This is a genomic window from Pseudomonas sp. I2 (genome assembly GCF_040984075.1).
Taxonomy (GTDB): Bacteria; Pseudomonadota; Gammaproteobacteria; order Pseudomonadales; family Pseudomonadaceae; genus Aquipseudomonas; species Aquipseudomonas guariconensis_B.
In genome coordinates this window covers 1-455 of sequence record NZ_JBCGFQ010000152.1, presented here as the reverse complement: position 1 = coordinate 455, position 455 = coordinate 1, and the positions used below count along the sequence as shown (strand labels likewise).

1 protein-coding gene is annotated in these 455 nt (G+C 58.0%); it reads left to right on the top strand.

All coding sequences use genetic code 11. The features are described from left to right. The coding region (locus WCE05_RS25995) for a dihydropteroate synthase (protein ID WP_368816838.1) at nucleotides 1–455 on the top strand (455 nt) is incomplete at both ends.

Below are 455 nucleotides of genomic sequence, written 5' to 3'. Positions count from 1 at the left end.
ACTCATCCAAGTTCGAGATCATCGAAGCCGGTCTGAAATGCGTTCAGGGCAAGTCGATCGTCAATTCGATTTCGCTGAAGGAAGGCGAGGAGAAGTTTCTCCAACAGGCGCGGCTCGTCCACAATTACGGTGCGGCGGTCGTGGTCATGGCCTTTGACGAGGTCGGGCAGGCGGACACCTATCAGCGCAAGGTGGAGATCTGCTCGCGCGCCTACAAGCTTTTGACCGAGAAGGCGGGCCTCTCGCCGGAAGACATCATCTTCGACCCGAACGTGTTTGCGGTGGCGACGGGTATCGAGGAGCACAATAATTACGGGGTGGACTTCATCGAAGCCACCAAGACCATCCGCGAAACCATGCCGCTGACGCATATTTCCGGCGGCGTTTCCAACCTGTCCTTCTCCTTCCGCGGCAATGAGCCGGTGCGTGAGGCGATGCATGCCGTGTTCCTCTAC